Annotated in this window: 23 protein-coding genes; 21 read left to right on the top strand and 2 right to left on the bottom strand. The window is 73.8% G+C overall.

Going from position 1 to position 14900, the window contains the following annotated elements; genetic code table 11:
- Positions 1-105 precede the first annotated feature (105 nt).
- From dnaN to ACFVXH_RS39595, 21 genes are all read left to right on the top strand, one after another.
- A complete protein-coding gene (gene dnaN, locus ACFVXH_RS39695; protein WP_387831043.1) occupies positions 106-1302 on the top strand; it encodes a DNA polymerase III subunit beta in 1197 nt (398 codons plus the stop codon).
- 48 nt (positions 1303-1350) lie between these two features.
- Positions 1351-1716 (top strand): OB-fold nucleic acid binding domain-containing protein, encoded by a 366-nt coding sequence (locus ACFVXH_RS39690; RefSeq protein WP_387831042.1) that lies wholly within the window; start codon positions 1351-1353, stop codon positions 1714-1716.
- A 118-nt stretch (positions 1717-1834) separates the two neighbouring features.
- Positions 1835-2272, top strand: a complete 438-nt coding sequence (locus ACFVXH_RS39685) for a hypothetical protein (RefSeq protein WP_387831041.1) — start codon at positions 1835-1837, stop codon at positions 2270-2272.
- A gap of 17 nt (positions 2273-2289) precedes the next feature.
- A complete protein-coding gene (locus ACFVXH_RS39680; protein WP_387831040.1) occupies positions 2290-2652 on the top strand; it encodes a hypothetical protein in 363 nt (120 codons plus the stop codon).
- A gap of 89 nt (positions 2653-2741) precedes the next feature.
- The gene (locus tag ACFVXH_RS39675) at positions 2742-3404 is read left to right on the top strand and encodes a hypothetical protein (protein WP_387831039.1); all 663 of its coding nucleotides are present in this window, start codon (positions 2742-2744) and stop codon (positions 3402-3404) included.
- 115 nt (positions 3405-3519) lie between these two features.
- Complete coding sequence (locus ACFVXH_RS39670; RefSeq protein WP_387831038.1) at positions 3520-4437, top strand: hypothetical protein; 918 nt, start codon at positions 3520-3522, stop codon at positions 4435-4437.
- Between the two features lie 115 nt (positions 4438-4552).
- The gene (locus tag ACFVXH_RS39665) at positions 4553-4972 is read left to right on the top strand and encodes an NUDIX domain-containing protein (RefSeq protein ID WP_387831037.1); all 420 of its coding nucleotides are present in this window, start codon (positions 4553-4555) and stop codon (positions 4970-4972) included.
- Positions 4973-5073: 101 nt separating this feature from the next.
- Positions 5074-5574: an AAA family ATPase gene (locus ACFVXH_RS39660; protein WP_387831036.1), complete on the top strand. Its 501-nt coding sequence runs from the start codon at positions 5074-5076 to the stop codon at positions 5572-5574.
- A 91-nt stretch (positions 5575-5665) separates the two neighbouring features.
- Complete coding sequence (locus tag ACFVXH_RS39655) at positions 5666-5836, top strand: hypothetical protein (protein WP_387831035.1); 171 nt, start codon at positions 5666-5668, stop codon at positions 5834-5836.
- A 118-nt stretch (positions 5837-5954) separates the two neighbouring features.
- A complete protein-coding gene (locus tag ACFVXH_RS39650; protein WP_387831034.1) occupies positions 5955-6368 on the top strand; it encodes a hypothetical protein in 414 nt (137 codons plus the stop codon).
- 39 nt (positions 6369-6407) lie between these two features.
- Positions 6408-6692 (top strand): hypothetical protein, encoded by a 285-nt coding sequence (locus ACFVXH_RS39645; RefSeq protein WP_387831033.1) that lies wholly within the window; start codon positions 6408-6410, stop codon positions 6690-6692.
- A complete protein-coding gene (locus ACFVXH_RS39640) occupies positions 6689-7081 on the top strand; it encodes a WhiB family transcriptional regulator (RefSeq protein WP_387831032.1) in 393 nt (130 codons plus the stop codon). The genes ACFVXH_RS39645 and ACFVXH_RS39640 overlap by 4 nt, the downstream gene beginning before the upstream one ends.
- A gap of 201 nt (positions 7082-7282) precedes the next feature.
- A complete protein-coding gene (locus ACFVXH_RS39635) occupies positions 7283-7783 on the top strand; it encodes a hypothetical protein (RefSeq protein ID WP_387831031.1) in 501 nt (166 codons plus the stop codon).
- Positions 7784-7899: 116 nt separating this feature from the next.
- The gene (locus tag ACFVXH_RS39630) at positions 7900-8070 is read left to right on the top strand and encodes a hypothetical protein (RefSeq protein ID WP_387831030.1); all 171 of its coding nucleotides are present in this window, start codon (positions 7900-7902) and stop codon (positions 8068-8070) included.
- Positions 8071-8158: 88 nt separating this feature from the next.
- Positions 8159-8638, top strand: a complete 480-nt coding sequence (locus ACFVXH_RS39625) for a hypothetical protein (protein WP_387831029.1) — start codon at positions 8159-8161, stop codon at positions 8636-8638.
- A gap of 23 nt (positions 8639-8661) precedes the next feature.
- Positions 8662-8847, top strand: coding sequence for a hypothetical protein (locus tag ACFVXH_RS39620; protein WP_387831028.1), 186 nt, complete (start codon positions 8662-8664; stop codon positions 8845-8847).
- A 33-nt stretch (positions 8848-8880) separates the two neighbouring features.
- Positions 8881-9321: a hypothetical protein gene (locus ACFVXH_RS39615; protein ID WP_387831027.1), complete on the top strand. Its 441-nt coding sequence runs from the start codon at positions 8881-8883 to the stop codon at positions 9319-9321.
- A gap of 293 nt (positions 9322-9614) precedes the next feature.
- On the top strand, positions 9615-10325 hold the full coding sequence (locus tag ACFVXH_RS39610) for a hypothetical protein (RefSeq protein ID WP_387831026.1): 711 nt from the start codon (positions 9615-9617) through the stop codon (positions 10323-10325).
- A 20-nt stretch (positions 10326-10345) separates the two neighbouring features.
- Positions 10346-10789: a hypothetical protein gene (locus ACFVXH_RS39605; protein ID WP_387831025.1), complete on the top strand. Its 444-nt coding sequence runs from the start codon at positions 10346-10348 to the stop codon at positions 10787-10789.
- A gap of 244 nt (positions 10790-11033) precedes the next feature.
- The gene (locus ACFVXH_RS39600) at positions 11034-11966 is read left to right on the top strand and encodes a ParA family protein (RefSeq protein ID WP_387831024.1); all 933 of its coding nucleotides are present in this window, start codon (positions 11034-11036) and stop codon (positions 11964-11966) included.
- Positions 11963-12871: a hypothetical protein gene (locus tag ACFVXH_RS39595; protein ID WP_387831023.1), complete on the top strand. Its 909-nt coding sequence runs from the start codon at positions 11963-11965 to the stop codon at positions 12869-12871. The genes ACFVXH_RS39600 and ACFVXH_RS39595 overlap by 4 nt, the downstream gene beginning before the upstream one ends.
- Before the next feature lie 118 nt (positions 12872-12989).
- On the opposite strand, the gene ACFVXH_RS39590 is transcribed toward ACFVXH_RS39595, so the two are convergent.
- Together ACFVXH_RS39590 and ACFVXH_RS39585 are read right to left on the bottom strand one after the other, a co-directional pair.
- Entirely contained in the window at positions 12990-13394 is a 405-nt protein-coding gene (locus ACFVXH_RS39590) for a hypothetical protein (protein WP_387831022.1), read from the bottom strand.
- A 148-nt stretch (positions 13395-13542) separates the two neighbouring features.
- The gene (locus ACFVXH_RS39585) at positions 13543-14517 is read right to left on the bottom strand and encodes a hypothetical protein (protein ID WP_387831021.1); all 975 of its coding nucleotides are present in this window, start codon (positions 14515-14517) and stop codon (positions 13543-13545) included.
- Between the last annotated feature and the right edge of the window lie 383 nt (positions 14518-14900).

Genomic DNA, 14900 nt, shown 5'->3' with positions numbered 1-14900 from the left:
GCCCGCACACCGCCCGCCCGGCCCGCCCCCGCGCGGCCCGCACCCCGCATGACCTCCGCCCCCTGCCCGAACCGATCCCCGATCCGATCTGAGAGGCCCTGCTCGATGAAGCTCCGCGCCGACGCCGACAAGCTCGCCGAAGCCGTCTCCTACACCGCCAAGGCCCTGCCCGGACGGGCCGCGTTCCCCGTCCTGCTCGGCATGATGCTGACCACCACGAGCACTGGCCTGCACCTGGCCGCCAGCGACACCGAGGTCTACACGACCGCCACCGTCACCGCCGAGATCGCCGACGACGGCCGGGCGCTCGTTCCCGGCCGCCTGCTCGCCGACATCTGCGCCCGCCTGCCCAAGACCGCCCAGGTCGACATCGAGCTGGACGACGCCAGCGGCCGCCTGACCCTCGCCTGCGGCACCGCCCGCTTCAACCTGCCGACCCTGCCCGCCGACGAGTACCCGGCCCTGCCCTCCCTGCCGGACGCCGTCGCCACCACCGGCGCCGAGGACTTCGCCACGGCCGTCGCCCAGGTCGCCGTCGCCGTCGGTACCGAGGACGCGCTGCCCGCCATGACCGGCATCGAGATGAGCCTGGACGGTACCGACCTGATCCTCGCCGCCACCGACCGGTACCGGATCGGCCGCCGCGCGCTGACCGTCCGCCCGACCGGCACCCTGCCCACCGTCCCGGCGAAGAAGCGCCGCGGCAAGGCCGACGACGGGACCGGCACCGCGCCGGAGACCGAGGGCGCCCGGATCCTGATCCCCGGCAAGACCCTGGCGGACGCCGCCCGCGCGCTGTCCGGCGACCACACCCTCACCCTGCACTGGTCGGAGGGCCTGTTCGCCCTCTCCCTGCCCGGCGGGCGCAGCTACATGACCCGCCTCCTGACCGGCTACACCTTCCCCAGCCTTGACAAGATGTTCGCCGCCGACCGGCCCCTGGCCGTTACCGTTCAGGCCGCCGACGCGGCCACCGCCGTCCAGCGCGTCGCCCTGGTCGCCGCCCGCAACACCGCCGTCCGGCTGCACATCACCGACGGCGAACTGGCCGTCGACGCCGGCCACGGCGACGACGCCCACGCCAGCGACCGCATCCCCGCCAACGTGACCGGTGACCTCGGCCTGCCCCTGACCATCGCCTTCAACCCGGCCTACCTGCTCGACGCGCTCAAGGCGCCCGGCACGCCCGAGGTCCGCATCGAGATCGCCCACCCTCACCAGCCCGCGCGCCTCGTCGGCCGCACCGACGAGATCGACGAGACCTACCAGCACCTGCTGATGCCGGTCCGCCTCAACACCTGACCCGGCGCCGTCCCGACCGCCCCGCCCGAACGCCGAAGGAGTCCCGTGATGACCGACAACCCCGCCCGCGTCGCCGCCGCCCCCGCCCGCTCGCTGATCAGCGTGGACGGGATCGTCACCGAGCGGACCTACCCCGACAGCTACACCACCCGCATCGTCCTCACCGACGGGTCCGGCTCCCTGACCGTCACCATCCCCTGCAACGCGACCGGCGGCACCGAGGCCTACAACACCCTGGACCTCGGCATGTTCGCCCTGATCGCCGGGCGGATCGAGAACCAGGCCGACGGCGGCCAGGAGGTGCTGGCCGCCGTCGTGGAGTTCACCGACCGCAAGACCACCCGGGAGCTGATGGCGCTGCCCGACCTGGTCGCCGAGGTCCTCGGCCGGTCCCGCAAGGCCATCGGCTCCTGACGAGCGGTCGGCCGACGCCGGCCCCGGCCCCCTCCCCCGCGCACCGCGAGGGGCGGGCGCCGGGACCGGCGCGGCTGCCCGGTCATCAGGACCGCAGCCCCGCAGACAGGAGACGCCTGTGGCTCTGCTCGGCACCTTCCGCACCCTGCTCGCCGGCCGCACCCGCGCCCACACCACCCGCGCCGGGCTCGACCAGCACAACACCCGCACCGACCAGGCCATCCGCTCCGCGCGCGAGCGCGCCGACCGCACCGCCCCGAAGACCCTCACCGACCCGCTCTCCTACCAGCCCGTCCTGCTCGACGCCCGCGCCACCGCCCTCGACCTCGCCGTCCACCTCGAACACCTCGGCGCCGCCGCCAACTGGCAGGAGCAGCCGCCCGCCCTCGTCGCCGCCCTGTACGACGCCTCGGACGACGCCGCCGCGCTCGCCGAACGGCTCACCGCCGCCGCCAACGCCACCCTGCCTGCCCCCGCCCCCGCCGCCAGCCCGGTCCCGGACCGGCTGAAGTCCCAGCCCGACGCCCGCAATCCGGCGGCGCACGACGCCGCCTGACCCCCGAAAGGGCCCGCGTGACCCCCATCCCCCGACCCCTTCGGTCCCTGCTCGGACGGCTGCCCGTCCGCAGACCCGTCCCGCGGCCCCTCGTCGACCGCGACCACCTGCCCAGCGTCTACCTGCCCGAGCCGCCCACCGCCCCGGCGCCCCGGGCGCCCGCCATCCCGGAACCGACCTGGGAGCCCTGGCTCATCGACCAGCAGGACGACGGCCTCGACACCGGCCCGCGTCACGACGCGCCGGACGGCGCCGTGAACGCGTGCGTCCTGGACGGCGCCCCGTACGACGGCGACGGCGTCCTGGGCCGCTACTGCTCCTGGGCCTGCGCCGACGCCGACGAGCCGATCAGCCTCCTCGGCGACACCCCCACCCGCTGAAACGACAACCGCACCCGCCCCTACCCCTGGGCCCGGCCGCACGCACCGCGCGGCCGGGCCCAGGCACACCCGGAAGGACCCCGTCCACGATGACCACCACGTCCACCGCCGCCACCGCCGCCGACCGGCCCCGCTGGCACCACGACGCCCGCCGCCTGCTGACCGAGGTCGACGAGTTCGTCCGGCTGGAGTGGCCCACCCTCGACACCCCGGGCAAGGCCGTCGCCGCCGGCGTCGCGGTCACCGCCGCCGTCACCGCCACGGCCCTGGTCCTCGGCGGCGGCTGGATCACCGCCACCGTGCTCGGCACCCTGCTCGGCCTCGCCGGCCGCCTCGGCCTCGACGCCTGGAACTGGCTCCAGGCCACCCGGCCCTGGGACACCGCCGACCGCCTGGCCCACCTCGTCAGCGACCCCGTCCGCCACTACCTCACCGCCCACAGCGACGCGCTCCCGTTCACCCCCGGCGCCCTCTTCACCGCCTGGTGGGTGACCGGCCTGCTCCTGTTCATCGCCGCCGGCCGCCGCCCCGGCCTCACCGGCCGCACCGTCGCCTGGACCGTCTGGACCGCCGTCACCACCGCCACCGTCTGGGCCGGAACCCACCCCGCCAGCCGCTGGACCGCCACCGCGATCTGCGCGCTCCTCCTCACCCTCGCCTCCCTGACCGCCCACACCCCCACCCGCCCGCTCACCCCCACCACCCGGCCGCGGTCGGGCACCGGCCCCGAGCCCACCCGCACCGCCGGCTGACGTCCGGACACCGACGCTGCCCACCAGCCGGTCCACCATCCCCTAGGGGCGGCCCGGGCTGGTGCGCGGCGCCGGTGTCCGGACGCCCGGCACACCCCGACCCGGGAGACCACCCATGACGACCACCGCGCCGATCACCCCCGGCCACTTCCCCACCAGCCCGCTCGCCCTGCGCACCACCGACCCCGACCGGCAGGCCCCGATCCGCGCCTTCGCCTCGGAGCAGGCCGCCGCGGCCTCCACCGCCGCGACCCGGATCGTCGACCTCTGGACGCAGGCCGGCACCCACGCGGACCGCATCACCGCCCTCGGCCAGGTCCACGCCGAGCTGATCGAGTGGCGCCACCGCCTCGCCCTCGCCGCGGCCGGCCGCCTCGGCCAGGGCCTCACCCACGATCCCGAGCGCTTCCGCACCCCGATCACCGGACACAGCGCCAACTTCGACCGGATCGGCCAGGTCGGACGGCTGAGGGAGGGCTCGGTGTGGGACGCGGCCACCCGCACCTACACCGGCGGCGCGTCCACCCCGGCCTGGGAGGCGATGGACCGCTACGGCCGCGCCGCCCTGGCCCGGTTCACCATCGAGGCCCCCGACGACGACGAACTCCAGAACTGGATCACCCTGCCCAACGGCATCCGCCTGGCCGGCAACCGCCTCCTCCGCGGAGCCGCCGCCCGCGCCGCCGCCGAGCAGCTGACCGTCCGCGTCGCCGCGCGCGGCCTGGACGCCTCCCGGATGGAGACCGGCGGACAGCCGCTCTACACCGTCACCCCGGACTCCGAGCACAGCGCCCTCCTGCACCAGTGGGCGCTGATCCTGCTGACCACCCCGGCCCCGACGCTCCAGGACTACCTGACCGCCCGCTACCTGATGTTCCAGGCCCCGCAGACGAAGAAGGGCTCCGACTCCGTCACCCGGGTCTTCGTCGTCGCCGCCGGCGCCGTCCTGTTCGGCGACCGGGCGCCCGCCCTGCCCGCCGACATCGACCTGCGCTGCTACGTCCTCGGCCAGGCCGCCGCCTGCCGCCCGTAACCCGCTGGCACACCCCACCCGACGCCGCCCACCAACCCGCCCACCGACGGAAGCCCGGGCCTTGGCGCGCGGCGCCGGCGTCCGCACGACCGGCGCACACCCAAGGAGAGCCGAGATGGCCGAAGAAGTCGTCGAATCCATTCGCTACACCGCCGACGTGGTCGCCACCACGCCGGACGGACGCGTCCTGCTGATCGAGCGAGGCTGGCCGCCCTTCGAGGGGGCCTGGGCGCTCCCGGGCGGCCACGTGGACCCCGGCGAAACCAGCCGTGACGCGGCCGCCCGGGAGCTGGCGGAGGAGACCGGCGTGCGGGTGGACACCGCGGACCTGCTCCAGCTCGGCGTCTGGGACGCCCCGGGCCGCGACCCGCGCGGCCGGTACGTCACCGTCGCCTACCTCGCCGTCGTCCCGGACGGCACCCCGACCGCCGCCGGCGACGACGCCCGCACCGCCCGCTGGTGGCCGGTCGACGGCCTCCCGGAGCAGCTGGCGTTCGACCACGCCGCGATCCTCGCCGCGGCCACCCGCGCCTGATCCCCCTCACCGCAGCGCTGTCCCGCCCACCCGGATCCCCGGACGGGCGGGACAGCGCCGCACCCCACCACACCCGCCGACCACCGCCCGAAAGGCACACCGTGACCCGCCTCCCCACCCCGAACCCCGTCCTCGACCTCGTCCGGCCCGGCGACCTGGTCGTCATGATCGGAGCCAGCGCGAGCGGCAAGTCGACCCTGCTGACCAACGTCCCGTCCCACCAGGTCGTCAGCCTCGACCGGCTGCGCGCGGCCGTCAGCGAGCCCGGCGACCAGGGCGCCACCCCGGACGCGCTCCTGATCCACAACCAGATCATCGCCACGCGCCTGCGCCGCGGGAAGACGACCTACGCGGACAACACGAGCGTCCTGGCCGCGCACCGTGTGCGCCTGGTCCGCCTCGCCCGCCAGTACGGACGGCGCGCCGTCGCCATCACAGTCGACACACCGCTGGACACCTGCCTGCACCGCAACGCGCAGCGCCCGGACGAGCAGCGCGTGCCCGACGTCGTCGTGCGCCTGCAACACCGCCTCGCCGCCGTGGTCCGCACGCGGCTGTCCGAGGAGGGCTTCGCCGCGGTCCACCACGTCCGCGGGCACTGACACCACCCGCCACCGACCCAGGCGGCCGCCCGGTCCCCCGGAGGCCGGGCGACCGCCCGCCCCGAACCCGAACGAGAAACGAGAGACCGCCATGTCCGCCTTCGACGTCAAGGTGCTCAACACCGACGACTACCCGCTGATCGTCACCGTCGACAAGAACAGCGTCGCCGAGGTCCACGGCAGCATCCCGGCCGCGAGCGTGGCGGGCATCCTGCGCCACCTCGCCGCGCACTTCGAACAACAGGCGCCCGCCGAGCACTGACCGGGCGGCCACGCTGCCCACCACCGCGCCCTGCGCCCAGGCCCGCCCGGCCCGGGCGCGGGGCGCGCCCGGTGCGCGGCGTGGCCGCCCGGCCTGTGCCCACCACGGAAGGAGAACGGTGACCCCCACCGACCCCGCCCACGCCCAGACCCCCAACCTGCTCGGCTCCGACCCCGGCCTGCCGCCCGAGCCGCGAGTCCCCGTCGCCGTCCCGCGCGAGCGCGCCGACACCTCCCACACCCCGGCCCACCCGCCGCTCACCACCCGGATCCGGACGCGGATCCGCGCCCACTTCCTCGCCCGGCGCTCGCCGCGCCTGCGCCTGGGCCGCGTCGAGATCACCCTCGACTCCTACGCCGTGACGATCGAACAGCTCCCCAAGCCCGGCTGCAACACCTGCGGCGACCACCGCGGCTGGTGGTACGGCGAGGGCGAGTGGGAGTTCTGCGACTGCGCGCTCGGCCTCTTCTGGCGGCGCATCCCCTGGCGGCCCGGCCCGGCCCGCTCCTACAGCGCCGAGCCCCCCTTCTAGCCACCCCCACCGCTCTCCAGCGACGAAGGGAACACCCCCATGGCACGCACCCGCCCCGGCGCCCCCGCCCGCCCCGCCCGCCCCGCCCGCCCCACCCGGCCGGGCCGGCCCCGCCGCTTCGGCGCCCGCCACTACACCTGCACCCCCTGCGAGGTCACCTGGTCCGGCCCCGAGGCCGACTGCTGGACCTGCGGCCGCCCCGCCACCCGCGAACACCCCACCCCCACCAGCGCCCTCCAGCAGCTCCTCGCCCCGACCACCGGCGCCGACACCCGCCCCGGCCACGACCACTACCGCGCCCACCACCCCCAGGACCAGCGGTGACCGCCACCACCCGCCGCCACAGCGGGCCCATCACCGCCACCGTCCCCGGCCGCGCACCCCGCACCCCCACCACCGGCGCCCCGCGCAGCTGGGAGGCGCTCGAAGGCATCGCCTACCCGGACCTGACCGGCGACGAGCCCTGCCGCCGACCCGACACCGACCCCGAGGTCTTCTTCCCCGACGGCACCCCCGACGCCGACCAGCGCACCGCCACCGCCAAAGCCCTGTGCGGCGAGTGCGCGCTGCGCACCCGCCAGCAGTGCCTCGCCTGGGCGCTGGCCAACCCCGCCAGGGCCGGCGAGGCCATCTGGGCCGGCCTCACCCACCAGGAGCGCCGCACCGCCCTGGACCGGGTCAGGGCCGCCACCCGCACCGACGGCCAGGAGTAGAAGACCACCGCACGGCCCGTGCCACCGCCCCGGCCGCGGCCGGTGTGTTCCGCGTCGGCGCACCGAGCGCCCGACCGTGGCCCGCCGATCCCGCCTCCGACCGACCACCCGACACTCCGGGGCTGCCCCCAGCCGGACGGCAGCCCCGGCCCTCCGGGCGACCGCACACCCAGGCCGCCCCCGTCACCGGAAGGCCCCGCCATGCCCGACCCCACCTCCACCGTCGTCGGCTACCTCCACGAAGCCCCCCGGCTGACCACCCTTCACGGCTCCGCCATCCTGCGCTGGGTCCTGGTCCTGCCCGCCGAAGGCAGCCCCGGCGGCTACAGCCTCCTCACCTGCATGCTCCCCGACCCCCACCGGGACCTGGACGAGACCACCCTCCACGACGCCTACCCCGCCGGCACCTACGTCCAGGTCACCGGGCACCTCCTCACCCCCACCCCCGACCAGCCCCTGCTCCTCCTGGTCGCCGGCGACCTCGCCCCCGCCGGCGACCCCCAGGACGAGCCGATGCCCACCGACGCGACCGTCCACGACCTCGCCCCCTACGGGCCCTACCAGAGCGCCGCCGTCACCACCCCCGACGGCGTCACCCGACGGCACCTGTGGGACACCGCCGGCCGCTGGATCGGCCACACCACCGACCCCGCCCTCCTCACCCCCGCCGTCACCCGCCACCAGCCCACCGTTGGCGACTGACCGACCAACTCCCGTCCGGACCCGACGCCGCCCACCGCCGCGCCCGGGACGGCAGGGGCGTCGCGGTGTACGGCGCGGCCGCCCGGCCGAGACCGAAGACCGCCCTGGAGGAGCACATGACCACCACCCAGACCATCGCCGACCTGTACGCCTCGGGCCGCATCCGGGGCGCCGCCCGGCTGACCGGCACCATCACCTCGGCCCGCCAGCACACCACCCGGTCCGGCCACGAGCGCCTCGTCCTGGCCCGGGACGGCGTGGACACCCCGCGCAGCGAGGCGCCCTGACGTCCGGCGAGCCCGTCCTCGCCGTCGTCTGCGCCGCCGCTATCCGAGGCCGCCGCCCGGCCATCACCCCAACTCGGAGGTACCCGCCATGAACACCGCCCGCGCCGCCCGCTTCGCCGCCGCCTACGCCCTGCTCCGCGCCGGGGCCGACGCCGGCGACCACCTCGTCCAGAGCGACCACTGCGCCCGCACCAAGGGAGCGACCGACGACTCCCCCGTCACCGGCGACGACGGCACCATCCACGGCACCGCCGCCGGCCGCCGCGCCTGCGCCCTCCACTGCCTGACTTACACCGCCACCCAGGCAGCCGCCCTCCTTCTCGGCGCCCGCGCGCTCGGCCTGCGCCTGCGCCCCGGCCAGGTCGCCGCCGCCCTCGCCGTCTCGGGACTGACCCACTACGCGATCGACAGGCGGGTGCCCGGGGGCCTGCTCCAGCGGTTCGCCGACGCCACCGGCAAGGGCGACTTCTACCGGCTGGCCGACCACGGCATGAACGGCGCGTACTGCATGGACGGCGCCGTTCACCACGCCTGCGAGACCATCGCCGCCGCCGTCCTCGCCCGTTGACCTCGCGCCGGGAGGAGTTCGGCATGGCCGACCGGCGAGACCACACGACCCCCGACGACCACGCGATGATCGCGGCCCAGGCTCCGATCGCCCCGGGCACGCCCGCCGCCTGCGACCGCACCGACGACGCCCACGACGGCGCCCGCACCCAGATCCACACCGAGAACGTTCCCGAGCAGCCGGACGGGAACCAGCTCCCTCTCCTCTAGACCCCCAGCCCAGAGCACCCGATGGAGGATCACATGTACCGACCCGTCATCGCCCCGGCCCCGGACAGCCCGGCCAGCCAGGCCGTGGGCCTGGACCTGGACGGCACACTCGCCGTCGACCAGGGGTGGCAGGGCGGCCGCATCGGCCTGCCCCAGCCCGGCGCGATGAACGCGCTGCGGCTCCTTGCGGCACGACGAGCGGTGTTCGTCTTCACTGCGCGCCCGGAGCGGTGGCTGCCGGAGGTCGTCGACTGGGTCAGCTGGTACAGCGGCCTGGACGCCTTCTTCGACCCGGACCCCGAGCGGGCGTACTGGCAGGTGGTGGGCGGCCCGATCCTGGTCACCAGGACCAAGGTCGGCGCCGCTGTGTACGTCGACGACCGCGCCGTCCACCACGCCGGCGACTGGGGCGCCACCCTCGCCACCGTCAGCCACGCGATCGGACTCGACCGCGTCGGAGCCGTCCCGGCCTGAAGCCGCGGGTGAAGGGCCTGACCGGCGACGGCCCGCGCCCAGCACCGGGTAGGCCATCGTCCTTCGCACCCGACGGTCGAACATCTCGAAACCGCCCCCACACGGAGTCAGGGGACCGTACCGTGCGCACCAAGAACATCACACAGGGGGAGGGAATGAACACCGAACGTGCTGATCGGTGCCCTGCTTCTGTCGTCCCCGAGACCCCGGGGCTCCTTTTGCCCGCCGCGCTGGCGCCGACCGGCCCGGGGCCCCGCCGACCACAGCCAGCCCACGGAAGGATCCACCACCGCATGCCCGTCAACGCCGTCTCGCTGCACGCCGACATCAAGGCCAACCTCGGCGAGCAGGTCCTCAACGACGTCCTGCGCAACGTCTGGCCCCAGGACTGCCAGAGCTGCAACAAGCCGCTCGGCACCGAACCGCCCTCGCTGTGCGTCGACGTCGACGAGCTCACCAACGTCACCATGGCCACCCTCCACCACACCGCCTGCCAGGCCTCCAGCTGGAACGACGGCCCGATCCTCCGCGTCTCCAACAACCTGTCCTGGCGCTCGCACCTGATCAACTGGCCCATCGAGTCCGGCGACGACGGGCCCGTCATCTGGCCCACGCTCCTGGTCAACCCGCACCTCGAAGGCGTCCAGCTGCGCCAGGACACCTTCGGCGCCTGGAAGGTCGCCACCCTCGACCACGCCCACGAAGCCGGCCTGCGTGTCGCGGGCCCGGACTTCGTCATCGACCGCCCGCTGCCCGCGCGCGCCGGACACACCCCCGCCGCCCACCTCAACGGCACCACGGTGACGGTCCAGCTGAGCCCGTTCGAGCAGTGGGGCGGCACCTTCTACCACCAGGAACAGACCGCCCGCGTCCGCGAACTCGGAGGCGTCATGTTCGGCTACACCACCGCCGTGAACCCCCCGGACATCGCGACCTACGAGGACTTCGTCCAGCCCGTCGTCCAGCGCCAGATCGCCTTCGGCTTCGTCTCCCTGGCCCGCTGACCCAACCCGCAAGGACACCCGTGAACGACGCCTTCGCCACCGACCCCGACCTGCGCCACCTCGCCCGACTGCTCGCCATGCTCCCCGGCCGGGACGACATCGCCTTCTGGGCCACCGTCGACAACGGCGCCAGCACCATCGTCGAACCCGGCCACACCGGCCCGGGCACCGCCGGCCCGGAGTACATCCTCAGCAAGATGCGGAGCGGCATCGCCAAGCTGAACAAGGCCGAGGACCCCGCCGCCGTCGCCTACTTCAGCCACTACCTGCTGATGTTCTTCGACGGCGACCAGCCCGCCCTGTGGAAGTACCTCAACGACCGCTTCTCCGCGCACGGCGGCCGCTCCACCGCCGGCGAGCGCTACACCCGCGACCTGTGCGACACCGCCTGGCGGATCATCGCCCGCTACGACACCCTCGGCGACAACGACCTCGCCGAACTCTGGCCCGGCCACCCCCGGTAGGCAACTGCCCCCAAATGAGCTTCCCGGCGGCTGAACGCACCTCCGGCGGAACGTCAGCCGTCCCGGTCTAACCCTCAGACAGAAGGGCCCGCCCCGCAACGCCGGGTGCGGGCCCTTCTGCGTTTCCGGGCCAGGTACCACAGGGCCAGTCCCTGCCGGAACCGGGCGTCCTGCGTGGGCTGGTGCTGCCGCATGGGACGATGCGTGACAACCGCAGCAGGACAAGCAAGCAGGAGAGCACAGCATGCTCGATGACGAAGACGACATCCCCGAGATCGACTGGGACGCCCTCGGCAACGTCTACGTCTTCGCCAACGGCAAGGGCGGAGTCGGCAAGACCTCGGCAGCCACCAACCTCGCCGGCCTGGTCGCGGCCGACGGCGGACAGGTCCTGTACGTGGACGTCAACGGCCAGGGCAACGGCGGCAACGACCTCGGCTACCGCCACGGCCCCCAGGACGACGAAGGCAAGGCACTGCACGACGCCCTCGCCACCGGCAGCCCCCTCGTCCCCGTACGCGGCATCCGCCCCGGACTGGACGTCATCGTCGGCGGCCCGATGGTCGGCAACCTCCCCAACATGCTCAGCGCCACGTTCCCGTTCGCGGACAAGCGCCAGGCCCTCGCACTCGCCATCTCCCTGGCCCCCATCGCGGGCCACTACGACACGGTCTTCATCGACTCGGCCCCGGAGAACAAGCCGCTCCAGCAGCTCGCCCTCGGAGCCGCCCGGTGGATGATCGCCCCCACGAAGACCGACCCCGGCTCGATCGAGGGCCTCGGCCACATCTCCCACCAGTTCAGCCTGGTGCGCCGGAAGGTCAACCCGAACCTGACCCTGCTGGGCGTTGTCCTCTTCGCCACCGGCAGCAACGCCACCCAACTCCAGAAGCGCGCCCGCGAAGCCGTCGCCCAGGAACTCGGAACCGCGGACCTCCTGTTCGAGACGTTCATCCGTCACGCCGAAGCCGTGGGCGCCGACACCCGAAGGCACGGCAAGCTGGTCCACGAGCTGGAAATGGCCGCGGCCAGCAACCCGAAGTTCTGGGACCTGCGCGCCGGCCGGGCCGCCGGCGGCACCGTCATCTCCACGACCTCGGCCAGCGTCGCCGAGGACTACGCCAACCTCGCCCGCGAAATCCTCACCCGCGCCGCCGAACAGGACGCCCTCGCATGACCGATACCCAAGCCGCGGAGACCACCGCCGACCGCTTCGGCCTGAACCAGCCGCCGGCGCCTCGTGCCGCCGGTCTGGCGAGCCTCGCCCGCGGCAAGGCACCCAAGGCGCCCGGCAACGCCCTCGCGCTCCCCGAACAGGTCGAGCCCGACAAGGTCACCGGCACCCCCGAGGAGCGGCTCAAGACGTTCGAGGGCGCGATCGACGCCGCCGCCGGAGCCGTCGACCGGGTCAAAGGCCGAGCGGCCCTCGTCATCGGGACCTCGCTGCGCGAGATCCGGGACCAGGGCCTCCACTCCCTCCTCGGGTACGACACGTTCGAGGACTATGCCGAAGACCGCTGGGGCTACAGCCGCCCCTACGCCTACCAGCTCATGGACACACCGCTGGTCGTCACGGCGCTGTCTGCAATTGCAGACATCAAGCAGCCCCTGCCGGACTTCCCCGAGTCATGGATCCGAGTGCTCGCCCCGGTCTACCGCAACCACGGACCCGAGGACCTCGGCGCCCTCTGGCAACTCGCCACCGGGACCGGCCGCCGCATCACCGCCAAGCTGCTCACCGAGGTGCGCGACCAGCTCGCGCTCGGTCCCAAGCGCGCCGAGCTGACGGAAGACGAGACGGAGACCGCGGGCTCCGGTGCGGACGGCCAGGGGATCCAGCCCGGGGGGCAGCAAGGCGCGGGTGCCGGCCTCATCATCGACGCCGAGGTTGTCGACGACCCGCTGCTGGACTGGAAGGTCGCCCTCAAGGGGCTCCAGAACGCCTACAAGGTCCTCGCCCCTTCGGCTCACCTCGCCGCCCGCCAGGCCGACCCGGAAGCGGTCGAGGCGCTTCTGGCTGACATTCAGAAGATGGCGGCCGGAGTGGCCCGCCGGGCGAAGCAGGCCTCGGAGGCCAGCTGATCAGTCCTTGGCGTCGTCCTTGGCGTTGCCCAAACTCCGTCTGGGCCCGAGCGCTGCCCGGGCCCAGACGGAGGCGCCCACGGGCGGCGGGGCCACGGGTTCCAAGGCGTTGAACTGATCAGTCCCGGAGCCATGCCTGTCCGGGGGCCGTGCGGGGGCCGCGCCAGTTTGGGAGGCTGTACCGGGTGACCAGGGTCCAGGCGGTGCTGGTGGCGTCCTCGACCCAGGCGTGGCCGGCGGCCGGGATGCCGTGGGCGCCGGTGAGGTTCTTGGCGATCCGTTCCTCGGGGATGTGGCCGTTGCCGCGGCCGAGGTACTTCAGGACGTACACCGCGAGGTAGTCCACGTCCTTCGGGTAGGCCCGGCCGCTGAGGACCGCGCGGAGCCGGTGGCCGATCTTCGAGGCGATGCTCATGTTCCCGTCGCCCCAGAAGCCGGTGTCCTGCGGGTCCGGCAGCATGTCGATCAGGTCGACCAGGTGGGCAAGGTCGGCATCGTCGGCGATGGTGATGACGTCGGGCATGCGAGTTCCCCTCCGAAGTGGCGGCCGTCCCTCGGCCGGCCATGGTGCTGTTCCTTTCCATTCGGTGGGCCTGGAATCCCGCACAGGAGTTCTGAAGGCTTGTCGATCCAACGGGCGTAGCGATGGTTCCTCGCCCCGTGGCGGGCGGTTACTTCGGTTGCGGGGTCACGACCGACACCAGGGCGGGAGTGAGCACGCTGGCCAGGGCGACGGCTGGCAGGGCGGCGATGGCAGGAGGTACCCCGAAGCGGGACGCCACCCAGATCCCGGCTCCGGCGAACGCCGCCACTATGAGGGTCGCGGCGATGAGGCGGGTCATGGAGCGGAACCAGAGCAGCGCCTGCGCGAGGCGGTCCCGGACCGGCTGGAGCTCCTTGAGTTCCTCTTCCGGGAGCAGGGCGCCCACTCGGCTGGCGACGTAGTTGTCCGCGATCTCGACCAGGAGGCCGACGAGCTCCTTCGCGGCGCTCTCGGCGTCGGTGTCGAACCTGGCCTCCGCCACCCTCAGTCGCGCTGCGACGAGCCTGGCGTGTGCCCTCAGCTGCGGCCAACGGTGGGAGCGCCATGGGGTCGTTCTCCGTCGGCGGTACATCTTGAGGATCTGCTGCTCGGCGAAGCGCAGCTCCATCGGAACCCTCGTGAGGTGGTTCGGCCGGGTTCTGGGGCCGGCCGCCAGCACGGCCCCGCAGGCGTTCACCACGCCCGCGATGTTGTTGACCGGTACGAATCGGCTCGCGACCCCGAACCACCCCACAGGGCTGCTGCTGATCAATATGCTGCCGAACACCACGCAGACGACGGTGATGTCGATGATCTGGACGACGACAAGCACCACTGGGACGGCGGGTGGGAAGACCAGCCGGGCAAGGCCCATCGACCCCTTGGAGACCCCGGAGAGGACGAGCAGCGCGAGCGCGCACCGAAGCAGGTTCCACCCGAACTTGCGCCAGCCGTAGGCGCCCTCCCACAGCGCCCGCCGTATCGCGTTCGGTACCGGCCCCGCGTGCCCGGCGAGCCGGAGCGACCGCTCCAACTGCTCGACGCGCTCACGCGTCACCTTGTGCGCCGTGTGTCGCACGCGGCGGCTGAGCCTGTAGTTGACCCGCAGAAGCCAGTCGGTCACCGGTCTCCCCCTACTTGCCTGACAACCCACCAGAGCGTGCCACGGTGAATGCCGTGAGATCCGGGATTCCCGGCAACCGGCCGGGCTCGGCAGAAGGGCTCTTGCTCACAAACCACGCAGGCGTTCAGCCCCGAGGGTGGCTTTGATCACCGAGTGGTGACGTCATTTGTTCACGAGTTTGGGAGGCGCCCCGAACCACGGACAGGTGATGTTCACGAGTTCTGCCGTCGCTGGGGTACTTGCCAGGGCAGTGTCGGTGCCCGGCGGGCTGTCCAGGCCCGGGGCGGGGCCGGTCTTCGGGATCGAGGGGGCAGGGACCCGTAGGGCGGCATAGGGGTGTGTGGTTCTCCTCCGGCGGGGCGGTCCGCGGCAGGTGGGGCCGT

This window comes from Kitasatospora sp. NPDC058184 (assembly GCF_042883725.1).
Lineage (GTDB): Bacteria > Actinomycetota > Actinomycetes > Streptomycetales > Streptomycetaceae > Kitasatospora.
The sequence above is the reverse complement of the archived record's forward strand: the minus strand, read 5'-3'. Positions and strand labels throughout refer to the sequence as shown.